The following is a 17,982-nucleotide window of genomic DNA, read 5'->3' as shown; positions in this document are numbered from 1 at the left end:
GCCGTTCTGCTCGCCGCCACCCGTCTATGGGCTAGGTTTGAGTCCACTACCTAGTGCGAACGCAGGGACGACAGGGATGCTGCAGGGTGCCTAAGGCCTCACCACCGTGTACCCGTTCTCCGCCAGGAACAGGATCTGCGCGACGCCCACCTGCACCGGCGTCGCCGCGGGAATGAATTCCGGCCGCTTGCCGGTCTCGCGTTCGATGGTGTCCACCGTGTTGAGGCAGACGTCGAAGCGCACGCCCTGCGCGATCAGGCTTTCGACCTGCTTGCGGCGCTCGCTGCCTGACAGCAACAGGTCGATGCCGGGGCCGAACGTCACCACCTCGATCGCGATCTTGTCGGGGTCGTAGGCCTTCAGCAAATTGTTGGCGACGCTCAGCACCAGCGCCTGCTTCTTCGCATCGCCGTCGGAGAGCTGCAGCACTATTCTGTGCTCCGCGAACGGCTTGTCCTGCAGCGGCACCTGTTGCGCCGAAGCCGGCACGACCGCAGCCCACACCAGCAGCCCCAGCATCAGCGCGGACAGGATCTGCGCCCGTCTCATCCCTGTCCCGCAATGCCTGGATTGTCGTCGACGCCCTTCAGCGTGACGCCGGAGCCGAGCCGCTCCTGAAACATCCGGCCGGAGCGCAGATATCTGCCGACGACGTCCCACACCGGCGCGCCCTGCTGGCCGTTGACCGAAGCCCAGCCCGCGACCTTGTAGCGGTGGCTGGCGCCGAGCGCCTTGCCGTTGTGGAGCTTCAGCTCCGAGATGCGGCTGCCGATCGCGCCCGCCGGCGTGCAGGTGTAGCTGAGCCCGCCGGCGCGCACCATGTCGCCGCCTTGCTGATAGTAGGGATCGGCATTGAAGAGATTGTCGCAGATGTCTTCCAGCACGTCCTTGATCTGGGCTCCCGTCATCTCCTGCACATAGGTCTCGGGATAGGTGATCGCAGTTTCCGCGAGCAGATCCTCCATGGTCAGCGCCTGGCCGGGCAGCGCGGAGACGCCCCAGCGGAAGCCCGGCGACAGCGCGATCTCGGCATCGAGTTCGGTGCGGAGCGCCGTGCAGATCAGCTCGTCGACCGGTCCGGAGAAATTGCCGCGCCGATAGAGCACGCGGTCCGGCGTTGCGATCTTCGCCGACCAGTCGGTCACATGCGGCGCGCGCAGCCGGCCGATCAGCTCGGCCATTCCAGGATCCGGCTTCAGCAGCTCGGAATAGACCGGCAGCAGATGATAGCGAACGTCGCCGACCTTGCCCTTGTCGATCGCGAGATCGAGCACGGCGAGGAATTTTCCGTTGGAGCCGGCATTGGTGACGAGCGTGGTGCCGCCGGCGTTCCTGACGGGGATCGGCTGCGGCACGGCGTCGTGGGTATGGCCGCCGAGAATGACGTCGATGCCGGTGACGCGGCTGGCGAGCTTGAGATCGACGTCCATGCCGTTGTGCGAGAGCAGGATGACGGCATCGACCTTGTCGGTGCCGCGCAAGGCATCGACATGCTTCTGCAGTTCTTCCTCGCGGATGCCGAAAGTCCAGTCCGGCGTGAACCGCTTGGGATGCGCGATCGGCACGTAAGGAAAGGCCTGGCCGATGATCGCGACCCGATGGCTGCCGATCTCCTTGATCATCGACGGCTTGAACACGCGCCCCGTGGCCTTGTCGAAGGCGGTCGCGTCGTTGAACGCGGCTTCCTCGGTCAGGAACACGTTCTGCGCCAGGAACTCGCCCTTGAAGCGCTCGAGATTGTCGCGCAGCGCCTGCTCGCCATAGGTGAATTCCCAATGTCCGGTCATCGCTTCGATGCCGAGCAGGTTGGCGACCTCGACCATGTCGCGGCCCTGCATGACATTGGCAAGCCCGGTGCCCTGCCAGAGATCGCCGCCGTCGACGAGAAGCGAACGTTTCTCGCCGACATCGCCGCGCAAGCGGTCGACCAGCGTCTTCAGATGGGCAAAGCCGCCGAGCTTGCCGAAGCGTCCGGCGGACTTCTCGAACTCGACGCAGGTGAAGGCATAGGCCTCGGCGCTGTCGGCGCGGACGCCGAAGCGCTCCAGGAAAGCCCGGCCGACCAGATGCGGCGGCCGTCCGGCCATCTCGCCGACACCGATATTGACGCTGGGCTCGCGGAAATAGACCGGATTGAGCTGCGCATGCGTGTCGGTGATGTGCAGGATCCGCGCATTGCCGAACCGTTCGAGGTCGTAAATGCTCGCGGTCTCGGTGCTTCGCGCGAGCCGCGGCAGACCAAACGATGCCGCGGCAAGGCCTGCGCTCTTCAGGAAATCGCGGCGGCGGATCGCCATTCCAAAATTCTCCGCGCCCTCAGGCGGTCGCAAGACTGTTCCAGTTGAGGCCCAGTCTAGCGGATTTCCATCGCCTTCCAGGCTTCTTTTTCGGAAGCAGCCTGGAAGATCGAGGCCTTTGCCAGGGCCTCGGCTTCCTGGGCTGCGGCAGTGGCGCGGTCGAAATCGCCGCCATCCGCCGCCTTCTTGGCGGCAGCCATCGTGGAGACGGTGACGGTCCATTGATTGCGCAAGGCGGCAGCCTCCTTCGATGCGGCTTCCGCAGCGGCGTAGGCCGCCTTGTAGTCCGCTTCATTGGCCGCGCGCGCGGATGGCGCAAGGCCGAGCGCGAGCAGCATGGCGAGGGGAAGTGACCGCTTCATGGCCGCGCTCCCGGGCCTGCGATCGGCAGGCCGTTGGCGACGTAGGACAGGAAATATTCGACGTCGCGGTATTCGTCCGACTGCGGCTCCAGCGGAACCGCGCGGGTCTGGCTGTTGCAGGTGACGAAGCGGCGGCTGATCGTGCCCATGCCGCTCCATTCGGAGCGGTAGATCGGCATCGCGTTCAGAATGCCGAGCGCCGGCGCCAGGATCTCGGCGCGGATGCGCTCGCCGGGGCTCTGCACATGGCAGCTCGCGCAGGAGAAGTTCATCTGGCCGCGCCGCGTGTAGAAATAGCGCTTGCCGTTCTCGAACGCCGCGAGCGCGCGCGGATCGTCGGGGATCTTGATGTCCATCAGCTTGCCGCGCGAGGTGAAGGCCATGTAGGCGGTGAGCGAGGCCATTTCGTCCTTGACGTAGGAATAGGGCGCCTCGCCATTGGCCTCGCGGCAGCGGTTGAGCGCCAGCTCGAGCGTGACGACCTTGCCTTCCTTCGCGTCGAATTGCGGATAGTCCTGGCGGATGCCGATGCCGCCGTTCGGGAAGCAATCGGCGTAGGTCTTGCCGTTCTTGAACGGGGTGGCGAACATCTCCTTGCCGGCGTCGAGCGCGAACTCGTAAGGCGGGAATTCTTCCTTCTCCTGCCACTGCCGCTTCATGTCCGCGTTCATGGAATACGGACCGTTGACGAAGTCCTCGTGCTTCACGTCGGGAAACTTCTGGAAGAAGAAGTTCCTGAACGCCTTGGCGTCGGCGACGGGATCGACCTTGTCGGCTGCGATCACGCGCGGGGAGGTGAGGGCGAACGCGACGAGTGCGGCGCTCAGCGAGCCAAGCAGGAGGGCAGACCGGGTCTTCATCACGCGATCTTCGCGGTGGTCGTGTCCGATCCACCCTTGTTGTCGGTCCAGGAGATCTTGAGGTCGTCGCCCTTCTTGGCGCCCTTGAAGCTGAATTTGACATAGGGGTCCTTGGAGACCGCAGTGCCCCAATCGGCGACGAAGACGTCCTTGCCGTTACATTCGAACTTCAGCTGCTGAATGTAGTGCGCCGGGATCAGCTCGCCGGCGGGATTCTTGACGAGGCCGGTATCCATGGGGTGCTGTATCAGCGCCTGCACCTCGGTGATGTCGCCGTTGGACGTTGCGCGCACGCGAATGCTTGATGCCATCGGACCGATCCTCCTAGCCGCCGCAGCCGCCGACGGTGACCTTCACTTCCTTGGTCGCGCTGTAGAGCTTGCCGTCAGCCTCGACGATGGCGACAAGGTTGCTGGTCTTGGCCATTTTCAGCCGGTTGGCGACGCCCGGAATCGTGCCGTCGGCGATCTTGTAGGACGCCGCGAGTGCGAACGGGTTCTCGGCGACGAAGAACGAGATCGAGGTGACCTTGTCGAGCGTGGTCGTCACCGAGACCGGCACGACGCCGCCGTTCTCGGCGATCTCGGGCGCGTCCAGCTTGACCTTGTCGGACGGCTCGGCCGTCTTGCCATAGAGCGCCTTGATCGCGTCGGCCTCGTTCTTCTGCTTGAAGGCCTCTTCCGGATATTTGTCGTTGGCCGCAGCGCGCGCCGGCGTGGCCGCGAACGGCAGATTGCCGAGGCCCAGCATGGCGACAGAAGCCGCGCCCTGAAGGATCAGGCGCCTTGTCGCAACGGGGCCGGTGGTCGTGGTCATCGGGGGTCTCCTGGGCAGCCGGCCATTACAGGGTTTGCAGGAAATCAACGATCGCGCCGATCTCCTGTTCGGTCAAAATCCGGTTCCGGCCGAACGGCGGCATCATGGTCTGCGGATTACGCTTGGTCTCGTCGAAGATGATCGCGGTGAGCTCGTTGCGATCGGGGTACTTGGCCTTGAGGTCCTTCAGCTCCGGACCGATCGATCCCGGCAGGTCGCCGCCCTCGATGACGTGACAGGTCAGGCAATTGCCCTTGCCGCGGTCGAAAGCCAGCTTTCGGCCGTCGGCGACAGTGGATTGCGCCTGCGCCACAGCCATGCCGGCGAGGAGGGCCAGCGCCACCAGAACAGCAGGCTTGCAAGGAAAGGCGGTCAAGGCTTCGTCCCGAGCGGTATGTCGATGATCTCTTTTGCGGAATTGTTCAAAAGCACAAAGGGCATCGCCTGACAATCAAGACTATGCACGCTCCAAAATGGAGTTAATATCGTCCGCATTACAACCGACGAGATAGTTCGTTCATCTAAGGGGCCGGCCGGTACTAGCAAATTATTCTAGGGGCGTTTGTCCCTTACGGCCTCCTTTTCTGTTTTGCATATTCTGGGGACTTCACTTTGGCTGAATATGTCGTCGAATTTGGCAGGGACGGCGGGCGTGTCGAGCCGGATGGGCGGCTCGATGCACCGGCCTTTCACCGCAATCACGCGCCGATCTGGTCCGCGCTGGAAAAGCGCCTCGCCGGGCTGACCGGCAACGTGGTCGAGCTCGGCAGCGGAACCGGACAGCATGTGGTCCATTTCGCCCGCCACACGCCCGGCCTCGTCTGGTGGCCGAGCGACCTCAACCAGCGCCATCTCAGGAGCATCGAGGCCTGGCGCGTGCATGCGGGCCTGCCGAACATCCGTTCACCCCTGCGGATCGATCTCACCGATCCCGACTGGTGTCCGGAGATGAAGAGCGGGCAGGGGCCGACCAGCCTTGCAGCCGTGTTCTGCGCCAATGTCATCCACATCGCGCCCTGGGCCGTGGCCGTGGGCCTGTTCACGGGCGCCGGCCGTTATCTGCGCCCCGACGGCAAGCTGTTCCTCTACGGCCCCTTCAAGCGCGACGGCAAGCACATCGCGCTCAGCAATGCGGTGTTCGACACCTCCTTGCGCGAGGGCAATCCGGAATGGGGCGTGCGCGACATCGGCGATGTCGAGTCGCTCGCGAGGGCCGCGGGCCTCCGCCTCGTCGAGTCCATCGACATGCCCGCGAACAATCTGACGCTGGTGTTTTCGCGAGGTTGAGTTGATGCCGGCTTGAGCCCAGGAGCACGCCGCGCAGCCGGTGCGCTCCCTCCCCCACAAGGGGGGAGGGAATGAGAGAATGGTGGCCGCCTTACGTCGCGATACGATCGGAGCTGTTACGAGAGCGCGACTATCAGCCCTCGCCATCCCGCCACCCGATCTTCTCCTTCAGAAACCGGAAGCCGAGCACCTCAAATCCCGCGCGCTCCCTGTTGTCCTTGCCGTAGCCGTGACCGCCGGCGGCCGGCTCGTAGAACCAGGCCTCGTAGCCCATCGCCTGCAGCTTGGCCGCCATCTTGCGCGCGTGGCCGGGATGGACGCGATCATCGCGCCGCGTGGTGGCGATCAGGATCGGCGGATAGGGCTGGCTGGCTTTGACGTTGTGATAGGCGGAGTAGGTCTTCAGCCACTCCCACTCCTCGGGCTTGTCGGGGTCGCCGTATTCCGCGATCCAGCTCGCGCCCGCGAGCAGTTTTGTGTAGCGGCGCATGTCGACCAGCGGGATGGTGCAGAACAGCGCGCCGAAGCGCTCGGGATAGCGCACCAGCATGTTGGTGATGAGGATGCCGCCGTTCGAGCCGCCTTGCGCGGCGATGCGCTTCGCACGCGTCACGCCGCGCCGCACGAGATCGACCGCGACCGCGGCGAAGTCGTCATGCGACAGCTTCTTGCCGGCGAGCCGGCCGGCATCGTGCCAGCGCGTGCCGAACTCACCGCCGCCGCGCAGGTTCGCCTGCACCGTCGTGCCGCCGCGCTCCAGCCAGAGCTTGCCGAGCGAGGAATTGTAATACGGCTTCACCGCGAGCGCGAAGCCGCCATAGGCGCTCATATAGACCGGCGCATCGCCGGTCTCCTTGGCGGGGCCGGTCTGGACATAGGGAATGCGCTCGCCGTCGACTGAGATCGCCTCGTGCTGCGTCACCACGAGCCCGTCGGCGGTGAACGTCTTCGGCGCCTGCTTCAGCACGACAGGGCTCGCGACGCCGCGTTGGAGCAACAGCAGCGAGGGCGGGGTCAGCGGATCCTGCACGTTGGCGAGCAGGTCGCCGTTGCTCTCGGACGGATGGCGATCGAGCGGCCAGACGTCGACGACGCCAATTTGCGGCAGGCCGGGGAGCGTCTCGCGGCTCCAGCCGGCGGCGGACGGCGTGCAGATCTCGAAGCGCGGCCTGAGCTCGTCGAGGATGGACAGCACGAGCTTGCCGGCGGCCCAGAAGAAGCCCTGGACCGCCCGACGAGGCGCGGGCTCGAACAGCACGGCGAATTCGCGGCCGCCCGCCAGCAAATCCGCAAGCGAGATGCCGAACACGGTGTCCGCCTTGTGCGTCTGTCCCGCCACGGACCAGTCCGCGCGCGGCTTGAACGCGAGCCAGTCGCCATGCGCCTGCAGCTCGATGGCGGTGGGCAGGTCTATCTTCGAGATGGGGCCGGTCTGGTCTCCGATCGCGACGCTGTAGTTGAAGAAGTCCAGCATCCGGCCGAACCAGATCGTGCGATTTGGCGTCATGCGGTCGATATGGCCGTACGCCGCCATGTCGCTCACGGGAGCTTCGAACAGCACGGCAGCCTGTTCCACCGGCTGGCCGCGCCGCCACAGCCGGACGGTCCGCGAGTAACCTGATGTCGTCGCCATGCCATCGCCATGGGCGCTCGACAGCAGCAGCGTATCGGCATCGAGCCAGTCGGCGCCGCCCTTCGCCTCCGGCAGCGTGAAGCCGTCAGCCACGAAGCTCTTCGTCTCCATGTCGAACTCGCGCAACGTCACGGCGTCGCTGCCGCCGCGCGACAGGCTCAGGATCGCGCGCGAGTTTCCGGGCGTCGTGACGATCCCGCTGAGCAGCCAGTCTTCGCCCTCGCGCGCGGCCAGCTTGTCGATATCCAGCAGGGTCTCCCACGCAGGAGCCGCTTTGCGAAACTCGTCCAGCGTGGTTCGCCGCCACAGGCCGCGCGGGTTGGCGGCATCCTTCCAGAGATTGTGCAGGTCGCTGCCGCGCCGGCTGACATAGGGAATGTTGTCGGGGCGGTCGTAGATCGCCGCGAGCACGTCGCGGTCGTGCTCATAGGCCTTGCCGCCGAACGCCTGCAGCGTCAGCTGATTCTGCCGCTCGACGAAATCGAGCGCCTGCTTGCCCTCGATCTCCTCCAGCCACAGAAAGGGATCGTCGTCGGGAGCGTTGAGCGTGGGCCGGTCGTCGACGGACATGAGCAAGACTCCCAGGAATCGCAGCGGATAGGATTTGATCGAGCGCAAGCCGTCAAGGGCGCGGCCCGCTATCATCGCACCGATTGCGTCAGAGGCATGGCCTGCGCCCGTTTGCGCCGGTTGCCCGCCCTCCGGCCCCCCTTCATAGTGCCGGGAATCAACAGAGCCCTTCGAGAGCCCCAAGAAATCCCTTTGGGGGCGGAAAAGCCGATGCTTGACGTGACTTCGACCCATGAGATCGCCGACGACGTCCGCGCGCGCGCCAATGTGGTGCGCCTGGCCGCCGCCCAGGCGCTGACCGGTGCCAACTCGGCCGTGATCTTCGCCACCGGCTCGATCGTCGGCGCGACGCTCGCGCCCGACATGTCGCTCGCGACCGTTCCGCTGTCGATGTACGTGCTCGGGCTCGCGGCCGGCACGCTGCCGACAGGCGCGATCTCGCGCCGCTTCGGCCGCCGCGTGGCCTTCGTCATCGGCACGGGCCTCGGCGCGCTAACCGGCCTGCTCGGCTCGTTCGCGATCCTGCACGGCTCGTTCGCGTTGTTCTGCGTCGCGACCTTCCTCGGCGGCCTCTACGGCTCCGTGGCGCAGTCCTATCGCTTTGCCGCCGCCGACGGCGCCAGCGCGGCCTATCGGCCCAAGGCGGTGTCCTGGGTGATGGCGGGCGGCGTGTTCGCCGGCGTGCTCGGTCCGCAGCTCGTGCAATGGACCATGGATGTCTGGCAGCCCTATCTGTTCGCCTTCAGCTTCCTGGTGCAGGCCGCCGTCGCGCTCGTCGCGATGGGCATCGTCGCCGGCGTCGACATCCCGAAGCCCGCGCCGGCCGACCTGCATGGCGGCCGGCCGCTGTTCACCATCGTGACGCAGCCGCGCTTCGTCGCGGCCGCGCTGTGCGGCGTCATCTCCTATCCCATGATGAATCTGGTGATGACCTCGGCGCCGCTCGCCATGAAGATGTGCGGCCTGTCCGTCTCCGATTCCAATTTCGGCATTCAATGGCACATCGTCGCGATGTACGGGCCGAGCTTCTTCACCGGCGCGCTGATCGCCCGCTTCGGCGCGCCGAAGGTCGTGGCCGCCGGCCTGCTGCTGGAAGCCGGTGCCGCCGGCATCGGCCTCTCCGGACTGACCGCGATGCATTTCTGGGCGACGCTGATCGTGCTCGGCGTCGGCTGGAACTTCTCCTTCGTCGGCGCCTCCGCGCTGGTGCTGGAGACGCACCGTCCGCAGGAGCGCAACAAGGTGCAGGCCTTCAACGACTTCCTGGTGTTCGGCATGATGGCGATCGGCTCGTTCTCCTCGGGCCAGCTGCTCGCCAGCTACGGCTGGTCGGCGGTGAACCTCGTGGTATTCCCACCGGTGATCCTCGGTCTCGTCGTGCTCTCGCTGGTGTCCTGGGCCCGCCGCCGCAAGGCGCGGCTGGATGCGGCCATGGGCGAGTTCCCGGACGCGGTTTAGGTTGGCAGGAGGCTGTCAGCAGCGTTGATACTTCGATCCCGGTCGAAGTGATTTTCGGAAGGGCGGTTGTTACATGATGCTCGTCATCAACAGGCGAGCGTAGAGCCAGGCGCTCGCGGGGGAAGCCAAGGAGAAGCGTAAATGCTCGACAACCCCCATCACGCAACTCCAACCGACGAATCCTCGCTGCGCTACGAAGGCTGGCGCATCGTCGCGGTCTGCTTCCTGCTCGCGACCTTCGGCTGGGGGCTCGGCTTCTACGGCCAGAGCGTCTATGTCGCCGAGCTGCAGCGCGCGCGGGGCTGGCCGACCACGCTGATCTCCGCCGGGACGACCTTCTTCTATCTGTTCGGTGCGCTGCTCGTCGTCTTCGTCGGCGAAGCCGTGCGGACCTACGGCCCGCGCCTCTGCCTGGTCGCCGGCACGCTGGCGATGGCGGCAGCTGCCGTTGCGATCGGCGCCGTGCGCGAGCCCTGGCAGCTTTATCTTGCGGACGCCGTGCTCGCCTTCGGCTGGGCCGGCACCAGCCTTGCGATGATCACCAACACGATCAGCCTGTGGTTCGACCGCAAGCGCGGCATGGCGATCAGCCTCGCGCTCAACGGCGCCAGCTTCGGCGGCATCGTCGGCGTGCCGTTGCTGGTGACGCTGATCGGCCATATCGGCTTCGCCAGCGCGATGTACGCCGCGGCCGGCGCCATGCTGGTGCTGCTCCTGCCGGTGATCCTGCTTTTCGTCGGCCAGCCGCCTGCGCACCACGGCTGGCACGCCGCGGCCAAGGCCAGGCCGCAATCGTCGACGGAGATTCGCGCCTGGGCGCTGCGCGACGTCGGCTTTCTCACCGTGACCATTGCGTTCGCGCTGGTGCTGTTCGCCCAGGTCGGCTTCATCGTGCACCTGATCTCGTTCCTCGATCCCGTGATCGGCCGCGAGCGGGCCGCTGTTGCGGTCGCGGTGCTGACCGCGATGGCCGTGGTCGGCCGGGTGCTGTTCTCGCTGGTGATCGACCGCCTCAACCAGCGGCTGGCCTCGGCGCTGTCGTTCCTCAGCCAGGCCGCCGCGCTTCTCGTCGTCATCAACCTGCGCAACGACTACGTGCTGATCGCCGCCTGCGCGGTGTTCGGCTTCTCGGTCGGCAATCTCATCACGCTGCCATCGCTGATCGTGCAGCAGGAGTTCGACAGCGCCGCGTTCGGCGTGCTGATCAGCCTCAACACCGCGATCAACCAGGTGACGTATGCATTTGGTCCCGGCATTGTCGGCGCCTTGCGCGACTGGTCCGGCGGCTATTCGCTGCCGTTCTATCTCTGCATCGCGCTGGAGGTGGTGGCGGCGGCGTTGATCATGGTGCGGGGGAAGCCCAAAGCTCTCGTAGGGCGGATTAGCGAAGCGTAATCCGCCAACTTACCTCCGTATGTGCTGAAGCGTGGCGGATTACGCTTCGCTAATCCGCCCTACGGCATCACCCTTCCCGCTCCCTCAGCAGCGCCTCGACGTCCAGCCGCTTGGTGATCATCGCAAGCTTGCCGTCGGGCCCGAACGGCCACTGCTCCTTCGGCCGGTCGCGATACAGCTCGACGCCGTTCTGATCGGGGTCGCGCAGATACAGCGCTTCGCTGACGCCGTGGTCGCTGGCGCCGTCCAGCGTGATGCCGGCCGTGAGCACCCGATGCAGCGCGTCCGCGAGCGCCGGGCGCGTCGGATAGAGGATCGCGGTGTGATAGAGCCCGGTCGTGCCGGGCGGCGGCGGCGAGCCGCCCTTGCTCTCCCAGGTGTTGAGCCCGATGTGGTGATGATAGCCACCGGCCGAGATGAAGGCCGCGCCCGAGCCCATCCTCTGCATCAGCTCGAAGCCGAGCACGCCGCAGTAGAAGCCAAGCGCGCGGTCGAGATCGGCGACCTTGAGATGGACGTGGCCGATCCTCGTGCCGGCATGAACGGGACTCTGCGACATGTGAATGCTCCCTCGAAACCATCCACATAGGGTCGGCTCCGGGGCGGCGCTACAGCCGATCCCGAAACCCAGCGTTTCCCGATGCGCAATTGCGCATGCGGATCGGAAACTTAGACCAGCTCCTTCACCTCGCCCTCGGGCAGCTCGAACTCGAACGTGTTCAGCGTCATCGACACCATCGTGTAATAGCCGCACAGCCCGATCACCTCGACCACGCCGCGCTCGCCGAGCAGCTTCACCGCCTCGTCGTAGAGTCCCTTCTCGACGCCGTGGCCCTCATGCAGCGATTTGGATAGGTCGTAGATCATCTTCCCCCTGGGATCGTCGAATTCGGGCGTGCGGCGGTCGCGGATGGCGTCGATGATCTCGGGCTTCATGCCGCCTGCCAGTGCCAGCCGCTTATGCGCATACCATTCGTAATGCGCCGTCCAGTGTCGCGCCGTGACCAGGATCGCGATCTCCGAGAGCTTTGCCGGGAAGATCGTGTCGTAGCGCAGGACTTCGCCGAGCCGCGTGGCGTGACGGGCCATGTCGGGGCTGTTGAGCCAGGCCATCATCGGCGCCGGCGGCTTGCCGCGCTTGCCTGCGATCGACTCGTCATAGGTCTGCCGCTGGCTCTCGTTCATTTCGCCAGGCGAAAGAAGTTTCAGGCGCATTCTCGTTTCCTCTTTGTTTTCAAGCACCGTCTTGGCCGCGACTATAGCGGAATGCAGGCTCGTGGAAGTGGTTGAATTCCGCGGAGGCTTGGCCCAGAGTCGCCGCCAACAAGTCGATCTTGATTGATGGAAACGACCAATGGCTGACTCTAAAACCGGCGACACTGAAACCGCCGAACTCGAAACATTCCGCGCCGAGACGCGCGCCTGGCTGGAGGCCAATTGCCCGCCGGAGATGCGCAAGCCCGCGACGTCGGATGCCGACGTGTTCTGGGGCGGACGCAATGCGAAGTTCTCGTCCGAGCCGCAGCGCATCTGGTTCGAGCGCATGCGCGACAAGGGCTGGACCGTGCCGGACTGGCCCAGGGAATATGGCGGTGGCGGCCTCAGCCCGGCCGAGCACAAGGTGCTGCGCGCCGAGATGGGACGAATCGGCGCCCGCCCGCCGCTGTCGAGCTTCGGCATCTGGATGCTCGGGCCGGCGCTGCTGAAATACGGCAACGAAGCCCAGAAGAAGGAGCATCTGCCGAAGATCGCAGCCGGCGAGATTCGCTGGTGCCAGGGCTATTCCGAGCCGAATGCAGGCTCCGATCTCGCTTCGCTGCAGACCCGCGCCGAGAGCGACGGCGATGATTTCGTCATCACGGGCTCGAAGATCTGGACCTCCTACGCCAATTACGCCGACTGGATCTTCTGCCTCGTCCGCACCGATCCCACTGCCAAGAAGCACGACGGCATCAGCTTCATCCTGTTCGACATGACCTCGAAGGGCGTCACGACCAAGCCGATCCTCCTGATCTCCGGCTACTCGCCGTTCTGCGAGACCTTCTTCGACGGCGTCCGCGTGCCGAAGTCGCATGTGGTCGGCACCGTCAATCGCGGCTGGGATGTCGCCAAATATCTGCTGCAGCACGAGCGCGCGATGATCTCGGGGATGGGTGAGCGCGGGGTCGGCCGTCCGCTCGGCCAGATCGCAGCGGACTCCGTCGGCACCGACGCGCAAGGCAAGCTCGACGATGCGATGCTGCGCGGGAAGATCGCGACGTTCGACGTCGACGAGGCCGCGCTCGCGGCCTGTGCCGAGCGCGCGGTCGATCTCGCCAAGGCGGGCCAGGCGCATCCGGCGTTCTCGTCGGCGATGAAATATTACGGCACCGAGCTCAACAAGCGCCGCTACGAGATCCTGATGTCCGCCGGCGGCGTCGATGCGCTGGAATGGGAGAGCGAGCGCTCCAAGCAGGGCGCCCGTCCGCGCGCCTGGCTGCGCACCAAGGCCAACTCGATCGAGGGCGGCACCACCGAGGTGATGCTCGGCATCGTCGCCAAGCGTATCCTGGATCTGCCGGGGGCGTAACTTCCCGTCGTTCCGGGGCGCGCGAAGCGCGAACCCGGAACCTCGAGATTCCGGGTTCGATGCTGCGCATCGCCCCGGAATGACAGCAACAATATGCACTCCACGCGATCCTAGAGACTCAACACATGGCCCTCGTCCTTACCGAAGAACAATCGATGCTCCGCGATTCTGCGCGCGGGCTGATCAGCGACAAGGCGCCGGTGTCGCACCTGCGGCACTTGCGCGATGCGAAGGATCCTACCGGCTTCTCCAAGGAGCTGTGGCACTCCTTCGCCGAGATGGGCTTTGCCGGCCTGCTGGTGCCGGAAGAGTTCGGCGGCAGCGGGCTCGGCTATGTCGAGGCTGGCGTCGTGATGGAGGAGATCGGCCGCACATTGATGCCGTCGCCCTTCCTCGCCACCTCGGTGGTCGCCGCTTCGGCGCTGGCCCGCGGCGGCAACGCCGCGCAGAAATCGGAGCATCTGCCGAAGATCGCGAGCGGCTCGCTGCTCGCGACGCTGGCGATCGACGAAGGCGCAAAGCATCGCCCGCTGCAGACCAGCCTGCAGGCGGTGCGCGCCGGCAACGGTTTCAAGCTCTCGGGTGCCAAGGCGCTGGTGGTCGACGGCCACGTCGCCGACCTGCTGATCGTGGCGGCACGCACCGCAGGCGCTGCCGGCGAGCGTAACGGCCTGACGCTGTTTCTGGTGAACCCAAAGGCGAAGGGCGTCGCGATCGAACGCACCATCATGGTCGATGCGCACAATGCAGCGCGGATCGAGCTTGCCAATGTGGAGGTCGATGCCGACAGCGTGCTCGGCGAGGTCGATCAGGGCGCCGCGCTGCTCGATGGCGTGCTCGACATCGGCCGCGGCGCGGTCGCTGCCGAAATGGTGGGCTTGAGCGACGAGGTCTTTGGCCGCACCGTCGAGTATCTGAAGAGCCGCAAGCAATTCGGCAAGCTGATTGGCGAATTCCAGGCGCTGCAGCATCGCGCCGCCGAGCTCTATGTCGACATCGAGATCACCCGCGCCGCCACCATGAAGGCGCTGCAGGCGCTGGACGCGGATGTCGCCAAGGCTGCACCAAGCGTCGCCGTCGCCAAGGCGCGCGCCGGCACCACCGCCACGCGCGCGGTGCAGGAGGGCGTGCAGATGCATGGCGGCATGGGCATGACCGACCAGTTCGACATCGGCTTCTTCATGAAGCGCGCGAGGGTCTGCGAGGAGCTGTTCGGCGACGCCAACTACCACACCGAGCAGCTGGCGCGGGCGCGGGGGTATTGAGGCGCATCTTCTTGCTTCACACGCGGTGTCATCGCCCGCGAAGGCGGGCGATCCAGTACGCCGCAGCTTCTCCGTATACGATTGACGTCGCGGAATACTGGATCGCCCGGTCAAGCCGGGCGATGACAGTTGTGGGGTGAGGAGGGTGCCAGCCCCAAGCTCGCAATGACGGCGAACAGACCGCCGCTTACCTCATCGGTGGTGCGTACTGCACGCCGCCGGCGTTCCACAGCTGGTTCATGCCGCGCGGGATCTTCAGCTTGGACTTCTCGCCGATGTTGCGTTCGTACATCTCGCCGTAATTGCCGACGTGACGGATGATGCGGACGGCCCAGTCCTTGGTGAGGCCGAGCTGCTCGCCGTAATTGCCTTCGGTGCCGACGAGGCGCATCACTTCGGGCTTCTTCGACTTGAGCGCCTCGTCGATGTTCTCCGAGGTGACCCCGAGTTCCTCGGCATTGATCATCGCATACAGCGTCCACTTCACGATCATCATCCAGTCGTCGTCGCGCTGGCGCACGACGGGAGCGAGCGGCTCCTTGGAGATCATGTCCGGCAGGATCATGTGGTCGCCGGGTTTCGTCAGGTTCAGCCTGAGCGCATAGAGCTGCGAGACGTCGGCGGAGAACGTGTCGCACTTGCCGGTGTCGTAGGCCTTCACGACCTCGTCCAGCTTGTCGAACTTCACCTCGTCATACTTCATGTTGTTGGCCTTGAAGTAGTCGGCGACGTTGAGCGCGGTGGTCGTGCCGGCCTGTACGCAGACCTTGCTGCCATCAAGGTCGAGCGAGGTCTCCTTGTTGCGCGAACGCGGCAGCATGAAGCCGGCGCCGTCGTAATAGGCGACCGCGGGGAAATAGAGATCGTAGTCGAGCTCGCGCGCCATGCTCCAGGTCGAGTTGCGCGAGAGGATGTCCACCTTGCGGCTCTGCAATTCCTTGAAGCGCTCGCTGGCATCGAGCGGGATGAACTTCGCCTTGCCCGGGTCGTTGAAGATCGCCGCGGCCACCGCGCGGCAGAAATCGACGTCGAAGCCGGCCCAGTTTTTGTTGTCCTCGGAGTACGAGAAGCCCGGCAGCCCCTTGTTGACGCCGCACAGCACCTCGCCGCGGCGCACGGTGCGCTTCAGCGTGCGGGTGTCGTAGAATTCATAGATGATGGCCAGAACGGCGACCAGCACGGCGACGGCGAGCCCGATCAGCAGGCCGCCACGAAAGGTGCGCATCATGTTGCTCTCTCGAAAATCGGGAAAAAGGAATGGGGAGGAGGGCGCGGAGCATGACCCGTTCGGATCATGCTCCGACGATGGAATTACAGCTCGGGCTTCTGCCGGATCACGACCTTGGTGCCGACAGGGACGCGGTCGTAGAGATCGGCGACGTCATTGTTGACGAGGCGGAAGCAGCCCGAGGACACCTTGGTGCCGATCGTATCGGGGCGGTTGGTGCCGTGGATGCGGTAGACCGTGGTGCCCAGATACATGGCGCGCGCGCCGAGCGGGTTGCCGGGGCCGCCGGCCATGAAGCGCGGCAGATAGGGCTGGCGCTGGATCATCTCCGGCGGCGGCGTCCAGTCCGGCCATTCCTTCTTGTTGGTGATGGTCACCAGCCCCTGCCACTGGAAGCCGTCGCGGCCGACGCCGATGCCGTAGCGGATCGCGCGCCCGCCCGGCTGCACCAGATAGAGATGCCGCTCGGCGGTCGAGACGATGATGGTGCCCGGCGCCTCGGTGGTGCGGAAATAGACCACCTGCTTCTGCCATTCCGGCTCGAGCTGGTAGGCGTCATCGGCGACCAGCCCCGGCTCGTCGCCGCGGTCCGGCTGCTGGGCGAAGGCTTGCGGGGCGGACAGAACGAGGCTCAAGGCTGCGACGGAGGCCGCCACGAACAGCCCGGTCAGGCGACGAAAATCGGTCATGTGAAGCTCTCCCCGCTGCCACAGCGCAAATCATTCAGAAGCATCAAACCTGAGGGGCAAGTTCATGGCAAGTTGATGGCGCGCCATCCTGATATGTCACGAGAATGCCTATGGTTTTTTGACGGGGCCGGCGCAATGCCACAAACGGGGGATGGCGCGAAAAGCCTAGATCGCCGCCGCTCGGGAGGTGAGCTCCCTCTCCCGCTTGCGGGAGAGGGCTGGGGAGAGGGTTTCTCCTCCAGGGAGCCCCCCAGACGAGAGAACCCTCACCCGGCGTGCGGGACGATGCTTCGCATCGCCCGGACGCGCCGACCTCTCCCGCAAGCGGGAGAGGCGCAGACCGAGCCCGAGGTGTCACAGCACACTCGGTGTCATCCCCCGCGAAAGCGGGGGATCCAGTATTCCAGAGACAGCGCGGGATACGGAAAGGCCGCGGCGTACTGGATCGCCCGCCCCAGTGCGCAAGTGCGCACAAAGCGGGCGATGACGGTGGAGCGCGAGGCGCGAGCGCGCGTCCCCCTCACTCCCAAATCATTCCGGCCCAACTGGCAAAGTCAGATCCTGTCGCTCTCCGCCGGAATCCCGAGCCGCCGCACGATCTCGGTCCCTACCGCGCGTGCCTCCACCCGCGAGCCGATCCGCGGGCTGCGAAACCTTTGCCCCGAACGCGTCCGGATCGTGACGATGCAATGCTCGTCCTCGGAGCGGCCGCGACGGTCCACGGTGATCGTCTTCACGTCGGGCCCCTCGATATGGTCGGTGCGCGGGGTGCCGTCGCCCCACAGCCGTTCGACCCGGATATCGCTCGGCCGGATCACCCAGAACGCTCCGGTCACGAGGTTGGCGTAGCGATAGACCGCGAACGCCGCGAGCGCGCCGAGCGGCAGCAGCAGGATGTCGACATGGCTCGGCGGCCATCCGCGCCAGAGCTTGGTGGCATAGGGCACGGCGGACAGCGCGATCGCGATCAGCGCGACGATGCGGATGTCCCGGACCGGAAACGCCTCGAGCGGCTCGCCGAGATGCATCTCGGGATTGCTGGCATCGAGCGGATTGACGGGCTCCTCGACGTTGGGAACCTCGAACTGCGCGGCGATCCGCGCCACGGTGTCATGAACATGCGTGACGTCCGAGATCGGCGGCGACGTCAGGCGCTCCCCTGAAGTCAGCGTGAAGACGAGTTGAAAGCGGGCCTTCACCCGCTTGCTGCCGGGAACCTGCAGCGCCGCGATGTCGTCCTTCGCGACGATCCGCGTGCGCAGCTTGCCGAACGGGCTTTGCCGCCCGATCAGGATCTCGTTCGCCGTGATGATCCACACCACCGCCGGCGCCAGCATGATGCCGACGACGAACCCCGCGCCGACGAGCAGCGCCACCACCGAGATGACGATCTCCAGCGTGTCGTGCGTGAACAGGCCCGGCGTGAAGCACAGCGCGACGGCCGCCGCAAAAGCGGACATCACCAGCCGCTGCGCGATCGAAGAGCCTTCACGAAGGCGGATGTCGGTGCTGGTGGTCGCGTCGTCCATCGCGGGCGGCTGATTCCGTTGCGC

General features: G+C 65.6%; 18 protein-coding genes. 5 read left to right on the top strand and 13 right to left on the bottom strand.

Going from position 1 to position 17,982, the window contains the following annotated elements:
* Positions 1-90: 90 nt before the first annotated feature.
* Genes CO669_RS34625 through soxX form a run of 7 tightly spaced genes read right to left on the bottom strand, consistent with a single transcriptional unit; the run spans position 91 to position 4,654 of the window.
* Entirely contained in the window at positions 91-549 is a 459-nt protein-coding gene (locus CO669_RS34625; RefSeq protein ID WP_097667068.1) for a DsrE family protein, read from the bottom strand.
* Positions 546-2,297: a thiosulfohydrolase SoxB gene (gene soxB, locus CO669_RS34620; protein ID WP_097667066.1), complete on the bottom strand. Its 1,752-nt coding sequence runs from the start codon at positions 2,295-2,297 to the stop codon at positions 546-548. Before soxB ends, CO669_RS34625 begins: the two co-directional genes overlap by 4 nt.
* Positions 2,298-2,353: 56 nt before the next feature.
* Positions 2,354-2,659: a hypothetical protein gene (locus CO669_RS34615; protein WP_097667064.1), complete on the bottom strand. Its 306-nt coding sequence runs from the start codon at positions 2,657-2,659 to the stop codon at positions 2,354-2,356.
* Positions 2,656-3,519 (bottom strand): sulfur oxidation c-type cytochrome SoxA, encoded by an 864-nt coding sequence (gene soxA, locus CO669_RS34610; protein ID WP_198964417.1) that lies wholly within the window; start codon positions 3,517-3,519, stop codon positions 2,656-2,658. Before soxA ends, CO669_RS34615 begins: the two co-directional genes overlap by 4 nt.
* On the bottom strand, positions 3,519-3,830 hold the full coding sequence (gene soxZ, locus CO669_RS34605) for a thiosulfate oxidation carrier complex protein SoxZ (RefSeq protein ID WP_097667060.1): 312 nt from the start codon (positions 3,828-3,830) through the stop codon (positions 3,519-3,521). Before soxZ ends, soxA begins: the two co-directional genes overlap by 1 nt.
* 13 nt (positions 3,831-3,843) lie before the next feature.
* Complete coding sequence (gene soxY, locus CO669_RS34600) at positions 3,844-4,335, bottom strand: thiosulfate oxidation carrier protein SoxY (protein ID WP_097667058.1); 492 nt, start codon at positions 4,333-4,335, stop codon at positions 3,844-3,846.
* A gap of 25 nt (positions 4,336-4,360) precedes the next feature.
* Complete coding sequence (gene soxX, locus CO669_RS34595; protein WP_097667074.1) at positions 4,361-4,654, bottom strand: sulfur oxidation c-type cytochrome SoxX; 294 nt, start codon at positions 4,652-4,654, stop codon at positions 4,361-4,363.
* A 293-nt stretch (positions 4,655-4,947) separates the two neighbouring features.
* Between soxX and CO669_RS34590 the strand changes: the two genes are divergently transcribed.
* Positions 4,948-5,622 carry a DUF938 domain-containing protein gene (locus CO669_RS34590; protein ID WP_097667056.1) on the top strand — a complete coding sequence of 225 codons (675 nt, stop codon included), beginning with the start codon at positions 4,948-4,950 and terminating at the stop codon, positions 5,620-5,622.
* A 133-nt stretch (positions 5,623-5,755) separates the two neighbouring features.
* Here the strand turns inward: CO669_RS34590 and CO669_RS34585 are convergent, their stop codons facing one another.
* The gene (locus CO669_RS34585) at positions 5,756-7,825 is read right to left on the bottom strand and encodes a prolyl oligopeptidase family serine peptidase (RefSeq protein WP_198964416.1); all 2,070 of its coding nucleotides are present in this window, start codon (positions 7,823-7,825) and stop codon (positions 5,756-5,758) included.
* 210 nt (positions 7,826-8,035) lie between these two features.
* Between CO669_RS34585 and CO669_RS34580 the strand changes: the two genes are divergently transcribed.
* Both CO669_RS34580 and CO669_RS34575 read left to right on the top strand, forming a co-directional pair.
* Entirely contained in the window at positions 8,036-9,283 is a 1,248-nt protein-coding gene (locus tag CO669_RS34580; protein ID WP_097667052.1) for an MFS transporter, read from the top strand.
* Between the two features lie 141 nt (positions 9,284-9,424).
* The gene (locus CO669_RS34575) at positions 9,425-10,678 is read left to right on the top strand and encodes an MFS transporter (protein WP_097667050.1); all 1,254 of its coding nucleotides are present in this window, start codon (positions 9,425-9,427) and stop codon (positions 10,676-10,678) included.
* Between the two features lie 67 nt (positions 10,679-10,745).
* Here CO669_RS34575 and CO669_RS34570 read toward each other — a convergent pair whose 3' ends face one another.
* Together CO669_RS34570 and CO669_RS34565 are read right to left on the bottom strand one after the other, a co-directional pair.
* Entirely contained in the window at positions 10,746-11,237 is a 492-nt protein-coding gene (locus CO669_RS34570; RefSeq protein ID WP_097667048.1) for a VOC family protein, read from the bottom strand.
* A gap of 110 nt (positions 11,238-11,347) precedes the next feature.
* Positions 11,348-11,893: a carboxymuconolactone decarboxylase family protein gene (locus tag CO669_RS34565; protein WP_097667046.1), complete on the bottom strand. Its 546-nt coding sequence runs from the start codon at positions 11,891-11,893 to the stop codon at positions 11,348-11,350.
* 139 nt (positions 11,894-12,032) lie between these two features.
* Here CO669_RS34565 and CO669_RS34560 point away from each other — a divergent pair, with 139 nt between their 5' ends.
* Both CO669_RS34560 and CO669_RS34555 read left to right on the top strand, forming a co-directional pair.
* On the top strand, positions 12,033-13,247 hold the full coding sequence (locus CO669_RS34560; protein ID WP_097667044.1) for an acyl-CoA dehydrogenase family protein: 1,215 nt from the start codon (positions 12,033-12,035) through the stop codon (positions 13,245-13,247).
* A 125-nt stretch (positions 13,248-13,372) separates the two neighbouring features.
* A complete protein-coding gene (locus CO669_RS34555; protein ID WP_097667042.1) occupies positions 13,373-14,512 on the top strand; it encodes an acyl-CoA dehydrogenase family protein in 1,140 nt (379 codons plus the stop codon).
* A gap of 187 nt (positions 14,513-14,699) precedes the next feature.
* On the opposite strand, the gene CO669_RS34550 is transcribed toward CO669_RS34555, so the two are convergent.
* The 3 genes from CO669_RS34550 to CO669_RS34540 all read right to left on the bottom strand — a co-directional run bounded on the left by CO669_RS34550 (position 14,700) and on the right by CO669_RS34540 (position 17,958).
* Positions 14,700-15,737 carry an amino acid ABC transporter substrate-binding protein gene (locus CO669_RS34550; RefSeq protein ID WP_097667072.1) on the bottom strand — a complete coding sequence of 346 codons (1,038 nt, stop codon included), beginning with the start codon at positions 15,735-15,737 and terminating at the stop codon, positions 14,700-14,702.
* 86 nt (positions 15,738-15,823) lie between these two features.
* A complete protein-coding gene (locus CO669_RS34545) occupies positions 15,824-16,429 on the bottom strand; it encodes a L,D-transpeptidase family protein (RefSeq protein WP_097667040.1) in 606 nt (201 codons plus the stop codon).
* Between the two features lie 554 nt (positions 16,430-16,983).
* Positions 16,984-17,958 (bottom strand): hypothetical protein, encoded by a 975-nt coding sequence (locus CO669_RS34540; protein WP_097667070.1) that lies wholly within the window; start codon positions 17,956-17,958, stop codon positions 16,984-16,986.
* Positions 17,959-17,982: the final 24 nt, after the last annotated feature.

Source organism: Bradyrhizobium sp. Y36, from assembly GCF_002531575.1.
GTDB lineage: Bacteria > Pseudomonadota > Alphaproteobacteria > Rhizobiales > Xanthobacteraceae > Bradyrhizobium.
This window is presented reverse-complemented; position numbering and strand designations above follow the sequence as displayed.